Source organism: Halobacillus seohaensis (assembly GCF_042663045.1).
Lineage (GTDB): Bacteria > Bacillota > Bacilli > Bacillales > Halobacillaceae > Halobacillus_A > Halobacillus_A seohaensis.
In genome coordinates, this window is record NZ_JBHSZV010000004.1 from 315,949 (window position 1) to 333,008 (window position 17,060).

The 17,060-nt window shown below is 36.2% G+C and carries 19 protein-coding genes; 3 read left to right on the forward strand and 16 right to left on the reverse strand.

Annotated features, from left to right (window positions below):
* Positions 1 to 708 precede the first annotated feature (708 nt).
* From ACFQIC_RS01895 to ACFQIC_RS01925, 7 genes are all read right to left on the reverse strand, one after another.
* Positions 709 to 792 (reverse strand): hypothetical protein, encoded by an 84-nt coding sequence (locus ACFQIC_RS01895; RefSeq protein WP_390216930.1) that lies wholly within the window; start codon positions 790 to 792, stop codon positions 709 to 711.
* Complete coding sequence (locus ACFQIC_RS01900; protein ID WP_390216908.1) at positions 755 to 1,399, reverse strand: ABC transporter permease; 645 nt, start codon at positions 1,397 to 1,399, stop codon at positions 755 to 757. The genes ACFQIC_RS01895 and ACFQIC_RS01900 overlap by 38 nt, the downstream gene beginning before the upstream one ends.
* A gap of 244 nt (positions 1,400 to 1,643) precedes the next feature.
* Positions 1,644 to 2,096: an ABC transporter ATP-binding protein gene (locus ACFQIC_RS01905; RefSeq protein ID WP_390216909.1), complete on the reverse strand. Its 453-nt coding sequence runs from the start codon at positions 2,094 to 2,096 to the stop codon at positions 1,644 to 1,646.
* A 146-nt stretch (positions 2,097 to 2,242) separates the two neighbouring features.
* The gene (locus ACFQIC_RS01910) at positions 2,243 to 4,102 is read right to left on the reverse strand and encodes an LTA synthase family protein (RefSeq protein WP_204706740.1); all 1,860 of its coding nucleotides are present in this window, start codon (positions 4,100 to 4,102) and stop codon (positions 2,243 to 2,245) included.
* A gap of 221 nt (positions 4,103 to 4,323) precedes the next feature.
* Entirely contained in the window at positions 4,324 to 5,277 is a 954-nt protein-coding gene (locus tag ACFQIC_RS01915; protein WP_204706742.1) for an ROK family glucokinase, read from the reverse strand.
* Positions 5,278 to 5,297: 20 nt separating this feature from the next.
* Positions 5,298 to 5,492, reverse strand: coding sequence for a YqgQ family protein (locus tag ACFQIC_RS01920; RefSeq protein WP_204706744.1), 195 nt, complete (start codon positions 5,490 to 5,492; stop codon positions 5,298 to 5,300).
* Positions 5,493 to 5,712: 220 nt separating this feature from the next.
* Entirely contained in the window at positions 5,713 to 7,167 is a 1,455-nt protein-coding gene (locus tag ACFQIC_RS01925; protein WP_204706746.1) for a spore germination protein, read from the reverse strand.
* 135 nt (positions 7,168 to 7,302) lie between these two features.
* On the opposite strand from ACFQIC_RS01925, the gene ACFQIC_RS01930 reads away from it, so the two are divergent.
* The gene (locus ACFQIC_RS01930) at positions 7,303 to 8,160 is read left to right on the forward strand and encodes a hypothetical protein (protein WP_204706748.1); all 858 of its coding nucleotides are present in this window, start codon (positions 7,303 to 7,305) and stop codon (positions 8,158 to 8,160) included.
* Here the strand turns inward: ACFQIC_RS01930 and ACFQIC_RS01935 are convergent.
* From ACFQIC_RS01935 to rpmG, 4 genes are all read right to left on the reverse strand, one after another.
* Entirely contained in the window at positions 8,144 to 9,682 is a 1,539-nt protein-coding gene (locus ACFQIC_RS01935) for a rhomboid family intramembrane serine protease (protein ID WP_204706750.1), read from the reverse strand. The two genes, ACFQIC_RS01930 and ACFQIC_RS01935, sit on opposite strands and share 17 nt — an antisense overlap.
* Before the next feature lie 597 nt (positions 9,683 to 10,279).
* Entirely contained in the window at positions 10,280 to 10,459 is a 180-nt protein-coding gene (locus tag ACFQIC_RS01940; RefSeq protein ID WP_204706752.1) for a hypothetical protein, read from the reverse strand.
* 42 nt (positions 10,460 to 10,501) lie between these two features.
* Entirely contained in the window at positions 10,502 to 11,071 is a 570-nt protein-coding gene (locus ACFQIC_RS01945; RefSeq protein WP_204706754.1) for a 5-formyltetrahydrofolate cyclo-ligase, read from the reverse strand.
* A gap of 54 nt (positions 11,072 to 11,125) precedes the next feature.
* On the reverse strand, positions 11,126 to 11,275 hold the full coding sequence (gene rpmG, locus ACFQIC_RS01950) for a 50S ribosomal protein L33 (RefSeq protein ID WP_204706756.1): 150 nt from the start codon (positions 11,273 to 11,275) through the stop codon (positions 11,126 to 11,128).
* A gap of 175 nt (positions 11,276 to 11,450) precedes the next feature.
* On the opposite strand from rpmG, the gene ACFQIC_RS01955 reads away from it, so the two are divergent.
* Both ACFQIC_RS01955 and ACFQIC_RS01960 read left to right on the forward strand, forming a co-directional pair.
* Positions 11,451 to 11,822 (forward strand): hypothetical protein, encoded by a 372-nt coding sequence (locus ACFQIC_RS01955; protein ID WP_204706758.1) that lies wholly within the window; start codon positions 11,451 to 11,453, stop codon positions 11,820 to 11,822.
* A complete protein-coding gene (locus ACFQIC_RS01960) occupies positions 11,819 to 12,310 on the forward strand; it encodes an endolytic transglycosylase MltG (protein WP_204706760.1) in 492 nt (163 codons plus the stop codon). Before ACFQIC_RS01955 ends, ACFQIC_RS01960 begins: the two co-directional genes overlap by 4 nt.
* Before the next feature lie 323 nt (positions 12,311 to 12,633).
* Here the strand turns inward: ACFQIC_RS01960 and phoU are convergent, their stop codons facing one another.
* The 5 genes from phoU to ACFQIC_RS01985 all read right to left on the reverse strand — a co-directional run bounded on the left by phoU (position 12,634) and on the right by ACFQIC_RS01985 (position 17,054).
* Complete coding sequence (gene phoU, locus ACFQIC_RS01965) at positions 12,634 to 13,293, reverse strand: phosphate signaling complex protein PhoU (RefSeq protein ID WP_204706762.1); 660 nt, start codon at positions 13,291 to 13,293, stop codon at positions 12,634 to 12,636.
* A 22-nt stretch (positions 13,294 to 13,315) separates the two neighbouring features.
* Positions 13,316 to 14,167: a phosphate ABC transporter ATP-binding protein PstB gene (gene pstB, locus ACFQIC_RS01970; RefSeq protein ID WP_204706764.1), complete on the reverse strand. Its 852-nt coding sequence runs from the start codon at positions 14,165 to 14,167 to the stop codon at positions 13,316 to 13,318.
* A gap of 22 nt (positions 14,168 to 14,189) precedes the next feature.
* On the reverse strand, positions 14,190 to 15,068 hold the full coding sequence (pstA, locus tag ACFQIC_RS01975; RefSeq protein ID WP_204706766.1) for a phosphate ABC transporter permease PstA: 879 nt from the start codon (positions 15,066 to 15,068) through the stop codon (positions 14,190 to 14,192).
* A complete protein-coding gene (gene pstC / locus ACFQIC_RS01980; protein WP_204706768.1) occupies positions 15,068 to 16,015 on the reverse strand; it encodes a phosphate ABC transporter permease subunit PstC in 948 nt (315 codons plus the stop codon). Before pstC ends, pstA begins: the two co-directional genes overlap by 1 nt.
* 73 nt (positions 16,016 to 16,088) lie before the next feature.
* Positions 16,089 to 17,054, reverse strand: a complete 966-nt coding sequence (locus tag ACFQIC_RS01985; RefSeq protein WP_204706770.1) for a PstS family phosphate ABC transporter substrate-binding protein — start codon at positions 17,052 to 17,054, stop codon at positions 16,089 to 16,091.
* Positions 17,055 to 17,060 lie beyond the last annotated feature (6 nt).

Genomic DNA, 17,060 nt, shown 5'->3' on the forward strand with positions numbered 1-17,060 from the left:
AGACCAAGGAATATGGCCATCACACAGATCTTAGCCATTAGATAAGTTGTTAAAAATCGGGGGTGATAGCCAGTTTATATGAAGGGCACCTATTAAGGGACCTTGAAAAAACCTCTATGGAAGTAATCTCAGGCCATAAACGGCAGCTAGGAGCTTACCTAGTCTGTATGCCTATCATTAAGACCATTTCTGAATTTATATTACAGATCAAATTTCATGGCACAAGTAGATCATTTCAATGGCAATATTCACACACCACCCCCAACTTTTATAAAAAGGGTTCCGTTCCACTCTTCATAGTCATGGAGGATGGGAAACCTCGAGACTCCTGCGGGAAAGGATAGACTGGTGGCTCGAGGAGGCTTGACGTTTTCCCCGCGGAAAGCAAGTGGTTCCCCAACCCCCATTCCTTTATTAAACAATCGGGGGTTTTATTTTAACAGAAAATATAAAAAGAAACGCTTGGGCATTAACAATCCAAGCGTTTTTGTTTGTTATTTGTACTGTTATTTATGGTGCTAAACATAGTGAGTTTTAGTATGTTATTTCACTTATTATTTTAGATGTTCTCCACGGCATCGGAACTACTTAATCTAAGGACAACTTCTTTTTTAAAATTACTGGCTGAGAATCTCATCCTCAGATTCTAAAAGCTGATGTTCAGCATTAAAAAATATCGATACATAGCTAAGGTAATAAACATCGCACTTAAGGATACAGAAGAAAATATGCTAAGTGAAATAACAAGTGATATTTAATAGCCATGACCGGTTCTACACCTCCAAAGATCAATCCAGTCATCATTCCTGGAAGGCTGCACTAGCCCGATTGTTTTCAGCTGATCAACGTTAGGTATGAGTGCAGCATTCAACGTCTTTTGGACAATTAATTTAGAAGCCGTGCTAGGTTTCGCGCCCAGTGATAGAGCAGCTAATAGCCGACCATTATTTTCTTTAAACTCGCTTTTCATTCTTTCTAATGCTAATCCCATGGCTACCATGCTATTCCCTATTACCATCCCACTCATCGGAATCACTTCAGATGGTGTAAAATTCACCATATCAAATAAAAGCCACATACCCAACACACTAACTTCAATAGTGATCAGACCAATCAGAATATACCAAAAAACATAAGGCAATTCTTTCCCTTTTTGTCTAGCATGGAATGTAGCAACAGTAGGCATCATGCTAATCATTAACGGAATTCCAATACTTGCCTGCAAATCAAACAAGTATGTTAAAAGATACCCAATAGCAAATAATTGTATAGTACCCCGAAGCGAGGACCAAAGAATATTTTTGCTCAATCCTAACTGATATAAATAAGACAGTGAAAGCGGGGTAATAACGAATACTATTAAAAATAATAAGGACTGATTAGAAATTTCCGGCTCCATTAAATCCACTTCCTTTAGTCTTCAAGAAACTCCTCCAACTCTCGTGTAGTTGGTTTTTCTAACATTTGTGGGATACTTCCATCTTCCATCAGTTTATCTCCCATAATATATAACCCTCTATTGCCTAGCCTGCTCGCTTGTTTTAGATTATGAGTCACCATGATCATAGTCAAACTATGTTGCTCTATTAATTTAAAACTTTCTCTATCTCTTCAGCTGTCCGATAATCTAAGGCACTTGTAGGTTAATCAAGGAGTAGTACTTCAGGGGAATTAGCAAGAGTTCTTGCCAGTGATAATCTTTGTTTTTCACCACCTGACAGTTGGTTCACATTTCTATCAATATAAGAATAAGGAAGCTGAACATAGTTTAATAACTCTTCAGCTTGTTGGTCTTCCCACTCACCAAATAAAGAAGGACCATATTTAATATTGTCCATAACCGTCCCAGGGAAAAGGTTGGGCTCTTGTAGCACGAGGCCTATTCGTTTCCTAAGTTCCACAACTGAATGCTCACTCAGTTTTTTATTTTCAAAATAAATAGTACCTTTAGAGGGACTATTTAGACGATTGAATAAAAAAAGCAATGTGCTTTTACCCGCACCTGAAGGACCAAATAAAATGACCTTCTCTTTCTTTTTAATCGTGAAAGATAAGTCGTCTAATGAACCTTGTGAAACATTCTTGAAATGAAACATTACACTTCCTCTCTTTCGTTAACATATTTCGTTATCTGCATCTTTCACTTATCATAACATCCTTATACATAATCCTTTAGAATAGTAGATAACTGTATATTAAGTAAAAAAGTCATTATGAGAAAAACTCATAATGACAAATAACCTTAATTAAAATCATAGAATCTAAACAAATCTCCGTAAATGATGTCATTAGAATATTGCAATTCTCGATCAACAGTTTCTCTTATTGGAGCACAAGCCTCTTTTTCAGGATCAATCTCCTCGCCAGTTTCACGATCATAACAGATTGAATCTGTGTAAATATAATGATCACTTACAAAACTGCCATCACGCATAGCAATAAATCCTTTCCGATCCTCAGAAAACATATCTGACCCAAAGGTTAAATCGTTCTTATCTTCAATACCAAGTAAATTTAGCAAAGTAGGTTTTACATCGATCTGGCCGACAACTTCTTCATGTTTCTCCGCTTCTTGATACCCTGGGATGTGAATCATAAAGGGAACTCTTTGTAATTGCATATGCTCATACCCATCGATTTCGGTACCCATAAATTCACCCATCGCTTTATTATGGAATTCACTTATTCCGTAATGGTCTCCCATAAGAATAATAATTGAATCATCATATATCCCAGATTTTTTTAATTCTTCAAAAAAGACTTCTAAAGCTTCATCTGTATATCTTGCCGTTTGAAAGGAAGCATTCAAAGTTTGAGAACCAGAGTCATATTGATCAATATTTGCCTTTTCTTCTGGTAACTCAAAAGGGAAGTGATGGGTTAACGTAATAAATTTACTGTAAAAAGGCTGATCTTGTTCTTCTAGGTAAGGCATGGATTGTTTGAAAAATTCTTTATCCTCTAGACCCCAACCAAATGAATTCTCTGGTGTTTCTTCATACGAGTCATCTGCATAAAATTCATCGTAACCAATGTTGTCATACATGACATCTCGATTCCAAAAACTTTTATTGTTTGCGTGGAAAACACTCGTTTCATAGTTATTATTATTTAATATCTCAGGTAGTGAATGGTAATCATTTTGAGCATGAGTAAAATAGACAGAACCACGATCCAGTGGGTAAAGCGAATTTTCAACGATAAACTCTGAGTCTGATGTTTTACCTTGAGCTGTTTGATGGTAAAAGTTTTCAAACCAAATCGTGTCGTCTCTTTCTTTTAAATCGTTTAGAAATGGAGTTGTTTCTGTACCATTAATATCAGAATCGAGTAAATAGTTTTGAAAAGATTCAATACTGACAAAGATGACATTTTTGTCTTCAGCTACTCCGAACATACCTGTAGACTGTTTAGAGCCAGTCTCCTGTTTCATGTACCTCTCAATTTCACTAATTTCACTTTCATCTGCTAAAATTCGCTGAGCCTTTGTTTTTGTTTGCATGGTGGCATCATAAATATGATAGTTGTAAATTCCAATATTTTTGACTAAATACTCACGATCAAATGCTCGAACAAAAAGCATGGGACGCTCAATTTCTGCCAAAACAACGTTTCCTGCTAGTAATAAAAAAGCAACAGCAGTCGCTGCAATTTTTGAATGTTTGTTAAAATTTGTTGCCATTTGAGCCGTTCTTCGGCTTAATATCCAAACTATGAATATATCTACAAGAAGTAATACATCCTCCAAATGAATTAACGTCAGAAGACTAGATGTCAAATCTGCTGCATTGTTTCCCTGAAATAAGACTGGAATGGTAATAAAATCTGTAAAGTTACGATAAAAAATTAAATTTAAATAAATAATTGTCGTACCTACAATAATTGTCCAACGTAAAAATCTCATTTGATTTTTAGGTTTTAACCATACACTAATCGCAAATACTAAATAAGCACTTGCAAGTGGATTAACGAATAAAATAAATTCTTGCATCAGATTTTCCATAGTCAAACCAAACATAAACCGGTAGATAAAGTATGTTTTTAAACCAAAAAGAAAAGATGCAATAACAAATAAGGGCACACGCGATTTGTCTAATTGCATTGTGTTTCCTCCTCCACCCTACATAATACAATTACTGGGATGTTTTCTCATATTTTCTCTATATAATAGATTATCAGTTTCCATTAATATGACGAATAGCTTACCATAAAAGTTTCACAAAAAACAGTCCATTCCATAAATTACATAACTCATTTTTATAGACGATTCTTTTCTATTACTTCCCTACAAGTCATTAAAAAAAAGCCAACTGATTGGCTTTTTTATTGATGATACTGTTTGACTAAAGATGCACCACCTATAACTCCCGCATCGTTTCCTAATTCGGCTAATTCAAAGATACACGCTTCCGCTACCCTAGGTAAGGCATACTTCTGAAAAGCTTCTTTTAATGGATTTAAAAGTTGATCCCCCGCTTGCGATACTCCTCCACCTAAAACAATTTTATTTGGATTAATAGCAACACTTAAGTTAGCTAATGAGAGTCCAAGGATGTCAACTACTTCAGCTAAAACTTCTCGTGAAGCAGTATCACCATCAGCAGCTAGCTCAAATACACTTTTAGCCGTAATTTCTTCTAGCTGTACTAAATTTGAGTCATGACCATCTTCTATTTTTTCGTAAGCTTTTCGCACAATTGCTGTTGCAGAAGTTTCAGTTTCTAAGCAGCCTAACCTTCCACAATTACATGGTTTGCCACCAGAAGTCTTCACAGTCATATGACCTATTTCAGCCGCTGTTCCATTTGCACCATTTAATATCTCACCATTTGCTATAATGCCTCCACCTACTCCAGTACCCAATGTTACAGCTATTAGATTGTCAACAGCACGCCCTGCACCTAACCAATTTTCTCCTAATGCAGCTAAATTGGCATCGTTATCAACCCATACAGGTAAGTTAGTAAGTTCGCTTAACTCAATTCCAAAGTCATAATCTTTCCAACCAATGTTGATAGCTTCATTTATGTATCCTGTACTCGTATCAACAAACCCTGGTGCACCTGCGCCAATGCCTAAGATTGAAGATTTTTGTAGATTTAATTCTGATAGAGTATTATTTATAGCTATGTTAATGTCCTTTGTGATATGTGACCCTTTATTACTAATATCAGTTGGAATTTCCCACTTCTTAATAATTTCTCCCTCTGTTGAAATGACCGCTAATTTTATTGTAGTTCCACCAATATCTGTCCCTATACAGTAGTTATGACTCATATTCTAATTCCCCTTTTTTGTTAATCCCTCAAAGTCGCAATCTCTGTACGCAACAGTAAGATAGCCATTTGATAATCCTCTTCTGTCATACATTGGGCATCGAAAAGATCTTGAATTTCTTGTTCCATTAACTCTAACTCCGCTAGTCGATTACCAATGTATATAAAAGTTCCATATTTTCTCAACAATTGTTGAACATCATAAATAGTTTTCATTATTATCACCTTCTTTATTATACCAATCTTCTTTAAGATTGAAAACGTTTAAAATCCTAATATTCACTAAGCTGCTCTCCCCTCAGGATTCATCCTTCCATTCCTGCTTTTTTCTATGACTCCTACCTGTATTAACCGTGATAAATAAAAATACACACGCTATTTTCACTATGAAATAACGTGTGTATTTTGTTTGCACCTCTGAAGTTACCCGTTCATTTTAACGGTCAGGGTCTTTAGGGTGTAGAAATGCAGGCCGTCGATTTTTTAAAGGCATTGGTGACCGAACGAAAATATCTCGGAATGCTCGAAAAGAAAAAGGCATGAATGGCCAAAAGTAAGGGGTTTTAAAGGTTTGCATGTGTGTCAAATAAAGAATCCAAAAAGTAATTCCAACCATGTATCCTATCACCCCAAAACTTGCCGTGATCACTAATAAAAAAAGACGTGTTATACGGTCAGCTAAGCTTACTTCATAACTTGGTGTTGCAAATGTTCCGATAGCAGCAACTGATAAATAAAGAACGACTTCCATGGAAAACAATCCGACATCAACGGCAACTTGACCAATTAAAATAGCCGCAACCAAACCTAGGGCTGTCGCTAAAGACGATGGAGTATGAATCGCTGCCATACGTAACATGTCTATACCAATTTCAGCAATTAAAAATTGCACTATTAATGGAAAAGAACCATTTTCTTCAGGACCTATAAACGAAAGATCCATAGGCAACAAATCTGGTTGTGTAGAAAATAAGTAGTATAAGGGCAATAAAATAATGGATACAAACACAGCTATAAAACGGACCCATCTTAAATATGCTCCAACTAAAGGTTTCTGTCGGTATTCTTCTGCATGCTGCATGTGATGCCAAAAAGTTGCCGGGGTTATCATTACACTAGGTGACCCATCTATAATAATTAAGATATGGCCTTCATATAAATGGGCAGCAGCCGTATCTGGACGTTCCGTATATCGAATAACAGGATAGGGGTTCCAGTATTGTCCACTAATAAATTCCTCAACCGTTTTTTCAGCCATCGGCAGGGCATCTGTATCGATTTCATTTAGTACTCTTTGCAAGTGTGCTACTCGATCATCATCCGCAATTTCCTTCAAATAACATAAGCAAACGTCTGTCTGCGAACGTCGACCAATTTGTATATATTCCATCCTTAGGGAACGATCTCTTACCCGCCTTCTTGTAAGTGCTGCATTAAAGACAATCGTTTCAACGTACCCGTCTCTAGATCCCCTTACTACTCTCTCTAAATCTGGCTCCTCCGGCCCTCGAACAGGGTAGGTACGCGCATCAATCATTATAACTTTATCGATACCCTCAACGAGAAGAGCTGTAGGACCTGCTAATACAAAGTCTCCTACATTATTCAAATCGTCCTCTGTATCTAATTCAACATAAGACAAGTGTGTTTTTAATAATTTGTTAAGAGGATCAATCTCAAGATCCTGAGGCTCAAGTCGTGATAATAGTTTCATTAAATAATGAAGGATCTCATCTTTAACAAATCCATCTACCATAAATAAGGACATTTTTCGATTGGCATACTCTACATTTAGATGAATCAAATCAAAGCTTTCATCTACACCTAAGTACTCCTTTAGGTATTCAACATTTTGTTGATAATTATTAAAAAGTGGCTGTTCTTTTTTCATGACTTATACCCCCACGTTGCTTATGAGGATTAGGCTTTACTAATCGATTAAAAACATACCTTATAATATTTAGGCATGTCCGATCCTTTTAAATCATAGGTCTATAACATAGAGCGATTAAAGGGGTTGCTAGTATTGAAACAAGTTTGGCTATCAATATGTATCGTTTTCATTTTTATATTAACCACATATTTCTATATTTCTTCTCAAGAAGAAACAGTGATTAAATATTTCCCTGAAGATGAAAGCCAGGGATTTGAATCTGCCAAAACGATTCTCTCCTTTAAAACAGGTGAAGGTGATGATGAATATGAAATCGAATGGGAACTTAATTCAAAAAGCAGCCAAACTACTTATTTGAGACAAGATGTTTCTTTACTTTATGTAAACGGAAGGCTTAAAGGAGTTGTGAATAAGTGGAAAGAAGATGCAAAAGAAATTACTAAGCGATCTGTCATACACGGAGAAGAAACTCAGAAATATAACGCGATTTCATTTCATCACGGAGAAATCCATAAAAATGACGATACCATTAAAAGTATACAGGCTACTTCCAATGATACATTGTATATTATCGACTCCCCCCATTCAAACCGAATCGCTTTTCACAGTCCTCAGTCTAAAGAGGAGGAGGATTGGCAAAATAAATTAGATCATTCCATAACCCAACAATTAGATGCCCAGTGGGACCAATTAATAGAACATTATCAGATACCTGAGGATAAATATGAAAAAGTCCCTCTAACAGAATTAGCTTTATTTAATCAAGACAACCCCTTCCCATATACATCAGCAGCGGACTACAGGAAAATTTCAGGGAATTTATGGGAGGGATTGTATAAAAATTACGTGTTAGGAATTAAGGATTCTCAATCAAAGCATCCGATTCAAAGTTATATACCTCTCTTATTATTTGATAAGAATGGTAAGCATCTATTAGTCCTTTATGAAGATGATACAGGAGAAAAACATCAACTTATTCAACACTATTAAGATTTTTGGTTAACTGTTGAAAGTCTTCATTTTCAGGTTGTAAGCGAGAAGCTTCTTCAGCATAAGTTCTTGCTGAATCTAAGTCACCTTCAGTTTGGTAAATTAATGCAAGATTATAATGAGCTTCCGCCATGTTTGGCTGTAGCTCTAACACTCTCTCTAAATCCTTTTTAGCTAGTGATAACTGGTTGACTTGGGTATAAGCATAAGATCGATTAAATCTAAGTTCTGCTTCATACTGACCAGGTTCATTAATGGCTTCTGTGGTAATCTTAATAACCTCTCTGTACTTTTCTTGTTCATTTAATTCCTGGGAAACGTGTAGTTGGGGTAATGCATAATTCTCATCCTCTCCATTGCCAATACCAAGCAATATCATACAAGAAATTGCCACACCATAAACTAAAGCAGCTACTAATTGTCTGTAATTAAATGAGATTTTAGGCAGATAAACAATCATCGAGGCAATAAAGCCACCAACCAATCCTCCTAAGTGAGCTCCATTATCAATTTGAGGCACAAAAATTCCGAATGCTATATTAAATCCTATAATAAGCAGTAAATTATACCCCATTGTTCGAAAGAACAATCGTTTATGTTTTAAACCAAAGAAAAGTAGAGCCCCAAATAAACCGAAAATAGCTCCGGAAGCTCCAGCAGCAATTTGAGGGTTCACCATAAAACTAGCTAGTCCACCGAAAATCCCTGATAAGAAATAAATACAAATAAATCGCAACGAACCATAAATCCTTTCAACTGCCATTCCTAAATAGAACAAAGCTAACATATTCATTAGTAAATGAATAATTCCGATATGAAGGAACATCGAGGTGATAATCCTCCACCATTCTCCTTCAAGAATTGCAGGATTGAATTTTGCGCCAAACTCAATAAGCGTCAAAACAGAAGTACTATCTCCCTGCCACTCCATAAGCCCAAAGAGAATTAGATTTATAGCTAGGAGGATAAAAGTAAAAATTTCTCGCCCATAGGAAAATACTTGTTGATTCTCCTTTTGTTTCTGTTGTTTTAAGGATAATAACCGTTGTTTTAAGTAATTCACCTGGCTTTCATATTCTATATCTTCCAAATGAAGAGGTATATCAAGTTGGTTTATATTCATCGTAGGAAAAAGCTCCGCTGCTTCCTTCTGCTTTTTTTGATCATCTATGTAATTTACGTGAAGCTTATGAATACTTTTGGAGGTTTTAATGTCAAGATTTCGCAATTCATCCACTGGAGAAAACTCAGATATGTATATACAGTAAAGGTGCATTTTTCCACCTCGAAACAATCGACTATTCTGTTTAATTTGGGTTTGTACATATCTAATATCTTTTACTAATTGATTGCTCCAATTTAATTCGTCATGTATTAGTCTGAGCACATGCCATTTTCCTTTATATTCCCTCTCAAGCCATACTTCACTTTTATCTGTATTCATATAAATAATGTCAAACTTATGATTTGTGACTAAATCATAAGTTAATTTCCACAAATAATACTCTTGTTTAATGTACATCAGATGCTCCCCCTCCATAGAATCATACCATGAGAGCTATAAATAGTTCTAAAAGAAAAAGAAAAAACTACAATAAAGTTAAGCAGTTCCGCTATGGTATCTACCCTAGATACGCCCTCGAAAACTTCACTTCTATTTCGTAGTTAGTTGGTTTATTATGTGTCATCGGGTACGCTAGGGAAATTGTACTCATTCTATGATTCAGAATTTCCCGCTAAGATCATAAGCTTCCTTTCCATATCCCAGTCTCACTTACTGCCGTCCCCTTTGATCGTTTGGACTTTGACTTGTATGGCAAACTCACCCCAGATGGACAGCCCTCTATGAATTTCGTATTCTTCTGCAGAAGTTCGCTTACAACTTTCTTCCAATATCAGGTCGCGTTGGACACCCTGCCTTTGGCTAACGCCTTCACCGCTCGGGACTTGAATCCTAAAAGCTTACGCCCATGGCCAGACAACACCACAAAAGCGCTTGGATTTACATACAGTCCAAGCGCTTTTGAAACGAATGATTTATTGAAAATGTTTGAACCTGTTTTTTATGTTTTCTCCACAGTATTGGAACAACTTACATTTAAGGAGGATAGTTTTTTCTTTATTGAAACAACTTTCCAATGAATTTATTTCTTACATAAGGAATTCGCATAGCGGTTCGAACTCCAAATTTTCGTATAAAAGGAACAGAGGATAGAAATGAAATAATCTTAGACCTATAACTATAACCCAGTACAACGATTGGAATGAGTAATAACAAGATTACTTTTACACTTTTCACATGAATCCCCCTTAAACTAAATATATCTTAAGGATAGGTTTCTCAAATTTTCTTTAGATTATTCAGTCCGTCTTCAGTAATTAGGAGATTTACAGGAATATCAAAAGGCTCAGTAGGAATTTCATCAATGATTTGCTCATTTGATAAAATTGATAAACTTTTTCCTTTGAACTCTTTTAGAAACCGATCATAAAATCCCCCACCATATCCTATCCGATACCCATTTCTATCAAATAGTAAGCCGGGGACGATGACAACATCAATAACTTCTTTATTAACAGGTTTAGTTTTATGTGGTGAAGGTTCTTTCAAACCAAAATATACACTCTCTAACTGATCAAAACCAGTCAAAGAATAAAAAATCATTTGTTTTGTTTTAGGATCACACTTCGGCACTACCACGCTTTTGCTTTGTTCCCAAGCTTTTTTAATAATGGTGTACGTGTCCCATTCCTGATTGAAAGAAACGGTAACTGCAATAACATTCGCATATTTCCAGGCATGGGAAAAAAATAAATGATTATGTAGAGCTTGCTCAATTGAACTTTTCTCTTCATTAGAATAAGAACGTAATACCGATTTCCCTTGCTCTCTGAAAAGTTTTTTATTCATTTAACTCCTCCTTTTTTATATAAAAAAAACAGCAGGAGTTGAACTCCCCGCTGTTTATTTAGTCTCGCGATGTAGCGTATGTTTACCTAGACGTGGGCTATATTTTTTAAGCTCAATACGTTCTGGGTTTGTACGCTTATTTTTTGTAGTAATATAATTGCGGTCACTGGTTTCAGTGCAAGCAAGTGTAATGTTTACACGCATGGTTTATCCCTCCAAATCATGATTCAATTCACTGTCTTTATTCACTTAATCAGACTATACTATCTTACCAAAACTTTTAGTGGCTTTCAAGTATGTATTGATATAATGTTAAAATTCCATAGATATCGCTTTAAAAATATGATATAACTGTACGTGGAAAGGTGGAGTAAATCATATGATACCAACATTAATAACATTAATATCCATAGGAATCGTTCTATTTATCGCTTCATTCTTTATGAATGACCGTTTGAAGGATGTAGAGGATCAAGTAGAACAGTTATCTATACAAGTTATGCAAGACACATATCAGATAAAAAAGAAGCTAAATGTTTTAGAGGAAGAGTTATTATCTGAAGATTTAACAGAAGAAATACTAAAACAACCTAGACCTGCACAATCAAATAAACCCCCATTAGTTAAAACGATACAAAGCATGTATCAAGGAGGTTTTTCCGTTGAGCGTATTGCAAAGGAAACGAATTTAAGCGAACATGACGTTCAATCGATGGTTCGTCAATCTAACGTAAAGGGTGTTAGCCGATGAAGCAGCCCATTCGCTTTTTCTCTTTTGGAATGCTTTTGACAACAGTTATTCTTGGGATTTTTTATTGGCTCCAACCAGTTGAACAAGCCGAAAGTGTTCCATCCTTATCTACAGAAGACATGATCGAAGAATTAGAATCTAATAACTATAACGTCTTAACAGACCAGGAAATGCAGGAACGTTTTGTAACAAAACAAGAGAATGAAGAACTCGAATCAGATAAACAGGAAAGCCAGGATGAGCAGTCACCTGAAGATGATCAAGATAATTCCGAAAAGGATACAAACACTTTTACTATTAGCATTGAAGAAGGAGTTAGTTCAACCGATATTAGTCAAACCCTTGAAAATCAAGGTATTATTGACGATGCAGACACCTTCGATTTATATATGAGAGACCGTAACTTGAGTCAATACGTACAAATTGGGAAATTTGAACTAAACGCAGATATGAATCGTGATGAAATTGCTGATTTAATTACAAATTAACACATTTAAAGAAGCCTACATTATTAGTAGTAGTTCAGTTTTGGAGTACAAAAACGCCCTTTAACTGAACTACTTTTATTATGAATGTATTTGGCGTTTACAGTATGTATGAAATGGCAGTATGTTTTTAGCATAAAAAGCCCTTTACTATACAGGTGAATGAATAATATCCTGTATAGTAAAGGATCTCCATTTCATCTATTTTCATTGTATTTGCGATTACTTTCCCTTCCTCAAATAACGGAACCAGGTTATTACATAATCCCACCCAATTCTAAGGTAAAAAAGGGCAACAGTATGAGGTAGAACTAATACCATTACGATTAATCATTCAAATCATAATTCTTCCCTTTAACCAAATAAAGGACATTTTCCCCGATATTTGTAATATGGTCTGCATAACGCTCGATATATCGTGCCGTATAAGCCATTTGCATAATATGCTGAATTTGTTGAGGGTTAATAGCTGTCCTTTCAAGAAGGTCCCTTACTACCTCCCCATACATTTCATCCATAGCATCATCCATTTCACCGAGTCTCTTTGCCAAAGAGATATCTTCATACTCGAAGGCCTTAATAGATAAGTCCACCATATCCATCGCCATAACAGCCATATCACGAAGTTCAGGTCGAATTTCAATTCCATGGCCTTCGCCTAAGTGAAGGGTTGCCTTTGCAATGTTTTTGGTGTGGTCGGCCATCCTCTCAAGATCTGCGGATATTTTAATTGCAGCAATTAACCGACGTAAATCTGTAGCAACAGGCTGTTGCTTTGCAATCAAAAGGATTGCTTCTTCGTTAATTTGCATTTCTTTTTCATCAATCATTATGTCATCTTCCATAATTTGCTTTGCTTCTGCAATATTACCTTGATATAAAACATTAATGGCGCGATCTAACGCCTCCTTCACATCTAAAGACATTTGGTTGATCTGGTCTTTAATTTTCTTTAATTCTTCTTCAAACTGCATGCGTATAGGCATAAAATTCTCCTTTCTTAATCGATTATCCGAATCTTCCAGTTATATAATCTTCTGTTCGTTTGTCACTTGGATTCTGAAAAAGCTTATTCGTATCGTCATATTCAATGAGCTCCCCATTTAAAAAGAAGGCTGTTCTATCTGAAACACGGGCAGCCTGTTGCATATTGTGTGTAACAATAACAATGCTATATTTTTCTTTTAACTCTTGAACAAGTTCCTCAACTTTTAAAGTTGAAATAGGATCTAAAGCCGAAGTAGGTTCATCCATAAGAATGACATCTGGTTCTACCGCTAATGCTCGGGCAATACAAACACGCTGTTGTTGGCCACCTGATAACCCGTAAGCATTTTGATTAAGACGGTCTTTTACCTCATCCCATATCGCTGCATCTTTTAAGCTTTTTTCTACTATCTGATCTAGAATTGCTTTCTTTTTTATTCCGTGAACTCTTGGTCCATACGCAACGTTATCGTATACGGATTTCGGAAACGGATTCGGCTTTTGAAAAACCATACCTACTTTTGTTCTTAAATACTCCTGACTTATTTTATCTTTATAAATATTTTGGTTATTATATTTTATCGTTCCTGAAGTCTTTACGATGGGAACCATCTCCACCATTCGATTTAAGGCTTTTAGATAAGTGGATTTCCCACATCCCGAAGGTCCAATTATAGCTGTCACTTGATTTTCAGGTATATTCATATTCACTTCATATAAGGCTTGAGTAGACCCGTACCAAAGATTTAAATCGTCGATCTCAAAAACATTTCTCTTAGGTTCAGTGCCAGGTTTTTCTATATTATTTGTAACAGTCGGACGAAAATCTAAGTTTGACTTTGTATTTAGTGTCTTTTCTTTTAATTTACTCATATTCTACTCCTCCTCAATCTAATTAAAGACGTTTTTGAAATTTATTTCTGATCAATACAGCAACCGAATTCATTAATAATAAGACCGCTAATAATACTATAATCCCTGCCCCAGCCACATACTGCCATTCTTCTTGTGGACGAGCTGTCCAGTTGTAAATTTGGATTGGCATTACTGTATATTTTGAAAGTAGTGAATCTGGCAAAGTATAAATAGCTGCAGCTGCACCTACAATAATCAGTGGCGCTGTTTCACCAATAGCTCGAGACAGAGCTAAAATGGTACCAGTTAATATGCCTGGTAAAGCCGCAGGTAATATCACTCGGGCAATAGTTTGCCACTTCGTAGCGCCCATTCCTATAGAAGCTTCTTTTATTTCATTCGGTACTGAGCGTAGTGATTCTTGAGAAGCAACTACTATGATAGGCAGAATAAGCAAAGCCATAGTTAACCCACCAGCTAATAACCTATAACCAATTCCAAAAAAGTAAACAAAAAATGTTAAACCTAAAAGACCAAAAACAATCGAAGGTACACCAGCTAAATTTTGAATGTTTATTCGCACAAACTCCGACCATTTGTTTCTTGGGGCATATTCTTCTAAATATATTGACGTGGCAACACCTATGATGACAGATACGACCGCAACTATAACCATGAGCAAAATTGACCCAATTAGCCCAGCCCATATCCCTGCATCTTCAAATGAAGGGGAGGGAAATCCTGTAATAAAATTCAGATTTAAATACCCCAATCCTTGAGTCAATACGCGGTAAAACAGAAGGCCTAAAACGATGAGTCCTGAAGAAGTTGCAATTAAGAATAAACCCATCATTAATCGGTTAAGCCAAACCCTGACTGTCGCTTTCTTTTGTAAATTTCCTACATTATGATTAAACATTAATACTCCTCCCTAAACTTGCGCGAGATGTATTGGGCTAATAAGTTCATTGCTAGCGTAAGAATAAATAGCGTCATTCCTACGGCATATAAACTGTAATATATAGTTGAACCAAAACTTGTATCACCAGTAGCTGCCTGAACAATAAATGCTGTCATCGTTTGCACAGATTCCATTGGATTCATCGTTAAGCTTGGAGTAGCTCCTGCAGCAATCGTAACAATCATCGTTTCCCCAATTGCTCGTGAAACAGCTAAAACTACGGAAGCAATAATTCCTGATAATGCAGCAGGAAGCACCACTTTAAATACAACTTCCAATTTAGTAGACCCCAGTCCATAAGCACCTTCACGTAAGGAGTTAGGCACAGAATTCATAGCGTCCTCTGATAAAGAAGCAATCATCGGAATAATCATAACTCCTACGACAATCCCCGCACTTAACGCGTTAAATATTCCTAGATCTGGTATAAATGATTGCAATATAGGTGTTACAAAAGTCAACGCAAAAAAACCATACACTACTGTTGGTATTCCAGCTAATACCTCTAATATCGGCTTAATAGTTCTCCTCGTACGACTGCCTGCATACTCACTCAAGAATATGGCCGACATTAATCCAATAGGAACGGCAACCACAGCAGCAACGATGGTAATTAAAAGTGTCCCCCCAATTAATGGTGCCACTCCAAAATGATCTGTCCATGGTGACCAGTTTGTTCCTGTATAAAAATCAATTAAAGAAACCGTTGAGAAAAATCCAATTGATTCTCTTAACAAAGTAAATAGAATTCCAGCTGTCGTAAATACACTTACACTTGCACATAGCAATAAAAATATAGGTATTACTTTTTCTACTAGTCTACCAACACTTTTCTTGCTTTTTCTCTCTTCAATCATTTTTTGGACGTCTAACTTTTTTCCCTCAGCTTGTAAAAGTCTGTCCATCTGTAAACTCCTCTCACCCATAAGGGATGGTGAGGCCTAATGACCCCACCATCCTTTTATTGTTTTAATAAAATTATTCTTTTACCCAATTATTCACGTCTTCGATTTGTTTTTGATATTCTTCATCACTAAGAGCAACGTAACCAACTTCTTCTGCTTTAGCTCCCGCATTTTCAAGCGTAAACTTCACAAAATCAAGTACTTGTGGTTTTTCTTGAAGGGACTCAAGGTTAACGTAAGTGAAAAGCGGACGGGATAGCGGAGCATATGAGCCGTCTTGGATTGTCTCTGGACTTGGTTTAACGGCTCCCTCACCATCGTCAATTGCTAACGCCTTTAATGAGTCTTCGTTTGCCTCATAGTAAGCATAACCGAAGAATCCTATAGCATTAGGGTTATCTTTAATGCCTCGTACTAACGTGTTATCGTCCTCAGAAAGAGTTGTATTTTCTCCTTCTCTCATTGGTTCTTCCTCAAGAATAACTTCATTCCAGTAATCAAATGTACCAGAGTCATGTCCAGGACTAAAAATTTCTATTTCCTCATCTGGCCAATCTGGATTTACATCTGACCATGTTTTCACATCTGATGAATCTAGGAAGATTTCTCTTAGCTGATCTGTTGTTAACTCATCAACAAAGTCATTTTGCTGACTAACAACTACAGAGAGTCCATCATAAGCTAACTCAAGTTCTTTTAATTCGATACCATTTTCTTCAGCAATAGCCTGTTCTTCTTCCTTAATAGGTCGAGAAGCATTACTCAAATCAATTTCTCCAACAGTAGATTTCTTGAATCCACCACCAGAACCAGAGCTATTTAATGCTGGTTCAGTTTCAGGGTTTTCTTGTGCATACTGTGCAGTAAGACCTTCCATAATCGGAAACACTGTAGATGAACCATCAATTGCGATTGGTCCGGATACCGAAGAATCTCCCTCGGCATTAGCATCTTCATTATCTGAAGAACCACATGCAGCAAGCGTACCAAGTACTAGAGTAAACGCGAATAATAGTGCCAAATTCTTAAAGCTTTTCATTTGTTT